The 4,630-nt window shown below is 39.4% G+C and carries 6 protein-coding genes and 2 pseudogenes; 4 read left to right on the top strand and 4 right to left on the bottom strand.

The window, feature by feature from the left end:
• Positions 1–380 (bottom strand): annotated as a pseudogene (locus CDG77_RS33535) (hypothetical protein); the annotation flags it as partial.
• A gap of 593 nt (positions 381–973) precedes the next feature.
• Between CDG77_RS33535 and CDG77_RS39260 the strand changes: the two are divergent.
• Both CDG77_RS39260 and CDG77_RS33530 read left to right on the top strand, forming a co-directional pair.
• Positions 974–1,227 (top strand): annotated as a pseudogene (locus CDG77_RS39260) (sigma-70 family RNA polymerase sigma factor); the annotation flags it as partial.
• A gap of 166 nt (positions 1,228–1,393) precedes the next feature.
• Entirely contained in the window at positions 1,394–1,780 is a 387-nt protein-coding gene (locus CDG77_RS33530) for a sigma factor-like helix-turn-helix DNA-binding protein (protein WP_223270119.1), read from the top strand.
• Between the two features lie 7 nt (positions 1,781–1,787).
• Here CDG77_RS33530 and CDG77_RS36015 read toward each other — a convergent pair whose 3' ends face one another.
• Positions 1,788–1,973, bottom strand: coding sequence for a hypothetical protein (locus CDG77_RS36015; protein ID WP_143857156.1), 186 nt, complete (start codon positions 1,971–1,973; stop codon positions 1,788–1,790).
• Complete coding sequence (locus CDG77_RS33520; RefSeq protein WP_094333475.1) at positions 1,970–2,161, bottom strand: hypothetical protein; 192 nt, start codon at positions 2,159–2,161, stop codon at positions 1,970–1,972. The genes CDG77_RS36015 and CDG77_RS33520 overlap by 4 nt, the downstream gene beginning before the upstream one ends.
• 270 nt (positions 2,162–2,431) lie before the next feature.
• Here CDG77_RS33520 and CDG77_RS33515 point away from each other — a divergent pair, with 270 nt between their 5' ends.
• Both CDG77_RS33515 and CDG77_RS33510 read left to right on the top strand, forming a co-directional pair.
• On the top strand, positions 2,432–3,244 hold the full coding sequence (locus CDG77_RS33515) for a ParA family protein (protein WP_094333474.1): 813 nt from the start codon (positions 2,432–2,434) through the stop codon (positions 3,242–3,244).
• 2 nt (positions 3,245–3,246) lie between these two features.
• The gene (locus CDG77_RS33510; RefSeq protein ID WP_094333473.1) at positions 3,247–4,383 is read left to right on the top strand and encodes a ParB/RepB/Spo0J family partition protein; all 1,137 of its coding nucleotides are present in this window, start codon (positions 3,247–3,249) and stop codon (positions 4,381–4,383) included.
• Positions 4,384–4,505: 122 nt separating this feature from the next.
• Here CDG77_RS33510 and CDG77_RS33505 read toward each other — a convergent pair.
• The coding region (locus CDG77_RS33505) for a DUF2811 domain-containing protein (protein WP_143857155.1) at positions 4,506–4,630 on the bottom strand (125 nt) is incomplete at its 5' end.

The following is a 4,630-nucleotide window of genomic DNA, read 5'->3' as shown; positions in this document are numbered from 1 at the left end:
TGATATTCTCCATTGAGTACTTTTTGTAGTTCTGATGCCAGAGCAACATCATGTAAACTGACGACTAATTTTAAGTGACAAGCCTTACGGTGTGGGAGATGTGCCAATGCACCTAATAAAGTCAACAACGCATTATTGACTTTATTTTCATTATTGTCTGTGTTGCGGTCAAAATAATTCCCTGTCCGGTAAGCTGACTCTCCAACTGTATAAGCACTACCGTTAAAAACTACTCGTCCGGGTACATCTTCCATCTCGGCATTGGTTATATAGCTGGGGACACGAACCACTTCAAACCCTTCGACTAAAAGTTTTAGGCTTCCGTAACCGTTATCGAAACCCGCAGGAAAAATTTTTTGTAACGTGTGAATGTTTGACATAGGCTCCAAGTAATACACTTTAATTTGTGAAAATTATCTGTTCAGGTAATTTTGGGGAGCAGGAGAGAGAAGAATAAAATAACTTCCCCTTTTTTCCTAATCTCAAGAGCTTATCATAACCCCTTGGGGGCTAAATGGGGTACAAAATGTTAACCAGTCAAATATACCCCATTTAGCACCTATATACACCCTATATAGGGGTCAAAATCTCACCAAAGTCTTGAGCGATTGTTGGGGTATATATAACCCCCATATAGCCCCCATTAGGATTTTTTGAAATCTTTTTATCAATGCAGCAGAAATTAATTTAGATCATCGTTGACTGTTTGATTTATACTTTACTGTCAAGGTCTAAATTAGCTTCACGCAAGATGGCGAGCTTTGGCTCTGATACACTTGGAATTTATCTACGAGAAATTGGTCGTATCGATAGGCTATTAACTGAGACTTGAAATTTTTTATGCAGGACTTGTAAGGTCTATGCTGGCACTTGAGCAGCAAAAAATCTTCTCGTGCAACGGCTAAAGCGTTCTCCAAATGGGTCTGAACTCTCTGCCAAGGTGAATAAGACAGAAGCAGAATTAACCCAAATCCTTGAACAAGTCCAACTGGCAAAACATTTAATGGTTACTGCCAATCTCCGAATAATGGTTGCAGTCGCTAAAAAGTATCGTTGGAGTAATCTATAATTTTTGGATCTGATTCAAGAGGGAGCTATCGGTTTACTTTCATGCGGTAGAAAAATTTGAGCCGAATCGGGGCTATAAATTCTCTACTTATGCAAAAGGCGTGGATTCGGCAAGCAATTACCAGAGCAGTTGCAGAACAATCTCACACTATTCGCCTACGCCATGACTAAATAATTACTAATTCGTAATTCGTAATTCGTAATTAATGGACTGAGCAACTCAATTCATTGATGGAGATAAAAAACATAATGCCTTTTTTCAGAGCAGGCGACTTTCCTACGGAACGCTGCGTGAACAGTCTTGGGGTAAAATTACGAATTACGAATTACGAATTATTTTGACGCATCACCTAAACAAGTTTCCGAATGCCTAAACGCATTTCGTCCGCTAGTTTCTTTGGAGTTAGGAATTGGAGAGGACCAAGAAAACCAACTGCAAGAGATATTACCCGACGAAAGAATCTCCGCACAAGAGTATGTTGCTCTAGAATGTCTCCGGTCAGATTTACAGGATTTATTAGCTACCTTGAAGCCAAATCAACGCCAAGTCTTAATGTTAGAGTTTGGGTTGTCGGGCGAGGACAAATTGACTGCAAAACAAGTTGCACAAAAACTCAATCTCAGTCATTCCAAGGTACGCTCTGCTCATGGACAAGGAATGAAAGCTTTAAGACGTGAGCAAGACTTGATTAAAGATTATTTGGCTAGTTGAAAACTTTTTATGTCCAAGGAGAAGGAATTGCTGTTGTTGAAAGAACTTCTCCTGTACTCAGCCTAATCGCCGTTTGCTCACAGTCGGGGCACTTAACCTTAATTTGGATGATTGAAGGTCGCCCGTTATTTTCTCCAACTACAGGTTCACTTATAAATTTGCAAAGTATTCCTGTTGCAGTTCTTGTACTCAAAATATAATCCGCCTTGCTGGTTTGTTGCAGTTTAGAAATCTCACATACTGAAACCGCTTGAAATATTCTGAGTTTTTAACACGGTGTTTAGAAGCTTGCTGCGCTTTGGGCGACTGTGCAGACTCATGAGCAGCACTGCGATCGCTGCGAAGAATAATGTTAATCGCTTCCTGTGCATTTCGGGTCAACTCTATTGACCATCAGTTACATTTAGAAACTCTGCCTCTAACTGATTAGCATCAGGGGTCTGTTTTAGTTTTGAACTTGGGTGTTTGAGCTTTGATTGTTGTTTGGGTGGAGTTTGCTAGATTTCATGATGTCTGCCATAAAACCTTCTTTAATAAACTATCTTGAATGGAAGACACAGTAAAAAAGACAAGTAATTAGTTGGATCATATATTGATATATGATCTCAGCGTCACAATATATGATTCGGAAATAGCACTTAAAGCGAAGCCATGCAAATTCGATTAGCTGTAATTAGCAATGCTGGAGGCAGTGGTAAGACTACACTTTCAGTTCATTTAGCTTACGACTTAGCAAAACGCAAGTACAATGTAGCCCTACTAGACCTAGATCCACAAGGCTCATTAACGTTATTCTGTGGTTTGAATCCACCAGAACCAGAACAGACTTTAGCAGGAGTTCTCAAAGATCAATTTGACGGTGTTTGGCCATTAACTCCTTGCTGGAGCCAATACACGAATAATGTTGTCGTATGTCAAGGGGGAATGGTATTAACCCAAACAGCAGATGAACTTGTCCTACACAAAAGAGGAGCCTACCTTTTAGCCGACTGTTTAACAGATTATCCACTAGCACAGGACGTAGTTATTTTTGATTGCCCTGCAACCCTTGGCCCTTTACCTTTAATGGCTCTAGCCGCTTGTACACATATTATTATCCCCGTACAGCTAGAACCCAAATCAATTCAAGGTGCAGCACATTTATTGGAATGGTACTACTATCATTGCAAACACTTACGTTTAAACCCAACTCCAGAAATTTTAGGATTTGTTCCCAATCAATATGATGTTCGCAGAAGTACTCATAGACAAATGCTAGCAGGATTGCCTGAACAGTTGCAACAGATGAAGATTCGAGCATTTCCGGCAATCCGGGATAGCGCAGAATTTGTCAATGCCAGTGGTCAAGGTTTACCATTGCATCTTTACCGTCCTAGTCATCCTGCTAAAGATGATTTTAAAGAAACTACTTCTCATATTGTGACTTTAATTGGAAAACCTAAGACAAATAAAAAGACAAAATAATTATGTGCGCTCGTAACACTCCTAATCTTACAAATTATTTTTCAGGTGCGAAGCAATCTCAGCAATTATCTGAAGCAGAGGAAGAAATACAGCAATTAAGAGCAGAGATTGAAGAACTTCGTGACAAAAATTCTGGCGAGTTGGAAAGACAATTGGAAGAGTTGCGAACACAACTTCAGTCACAATTAGGTATTTTGTCAATTCCTATCGAGCAAATAGAGCCAAATATAGAACAACCTAGACAAACATTTTTAACTGAAAGTCTTGAATCTATGTCTCGCTCTTTAACTAGTGATGGACAGTTACAACCAGTTATTCTGATTCAAAGGGAGAATCATCTATTAATATTTGACGGAGAGCGACGCTGGCGCAGTGCTAAAGCTTTAGGTTGGCAAACCTTGTCAGCAGTTATTATTCCAGAACCAACTGGTTTACATCGTAAAGCATTACTAACTTCTCTACATCGAGAAGACCTTAATCCTTTAGATAAAGCCGAGGCGATCGCGCGCGAATTGTCTACGATTACTGGTTTAGAACTTCAAGATATTCCGCGTATTCTTTCAACAGTAGTTCGACGTTTGAATAGTCAAAAGCGTATAACATCGCTGGTGGATTTAATAACAGCAGATGCAAAAAAACAAGAAAAAGAACTAGAATCTTTAGATTTAAGCGACTCAGAACGAGCAATCTTAAGTCTATTGTTAGATTTACAACTAAATCCTGCTTCTATCGATGCCAATATTTTTCCGATGCTATCTTTAGCAGAAGACCTAAAACTTGCCATAAGAGCAGGACTTAAAGGTGTTCATGCAATGGCTCTACAAAAACTTTCCGCAAAAAATTTGGGATTGACTGAACAAAAAGCAAAATCTATTAGGGAAGAGACTACGCACAAAGTAATAGTAGAAAAGTTGTCTGTTGTTGCTACTCGAAAATTAGTAGCTGAAGTGATAGCATCTGAGTCCGAGGTAGCAGTAACCAAAAATACGAAGAAAAAAGCAGTATCCCAAGCATCTAATCGTTTGCAAAAACTCTCTTTAGAGTTGCTCAAGCAAGCTAACCCTGCTGAATTAATAGAATTACAGGAAGTCTTACGTCACAAATTAGTAGAAATTGAAAAAGTACTAAAACAAAATTAAAGATCGGTCGCTACCCTCTGCTAACTAATTTGCATTTTGAATTCAAAAAGGTCAGAAGGAGATGACTTATGGAATATCGGCAGTTAGGTAAACACGGCATTCGTGTCTTCTAGGGAATAACATTAGCCACGACGAAACAGAGTTTCGAGATAAACTTGGGAAACACGGCGGTCTCCATCAGCATTTTGCAGCAGAAACAGGGAGATGGCTGCGGTAATAAGGCGATGTTCATCCCAATCAGGATGTT

It is taken from the genome of Nostoc sp. 'Peltigera membranacea cyanobiont' 213 (assembly GCF_002245975.1).
Lineage (GTDB): Bacteria > Cyanobacteriota > Cyanobacteriia > Cyanobacteriales > Nostocaceae > Nostoc.
The sequence above is the reverse complement of the archived record's forward strand: the minus strand, read 5'-3'. Positions and strand labels throughout refer to the sequence as shown.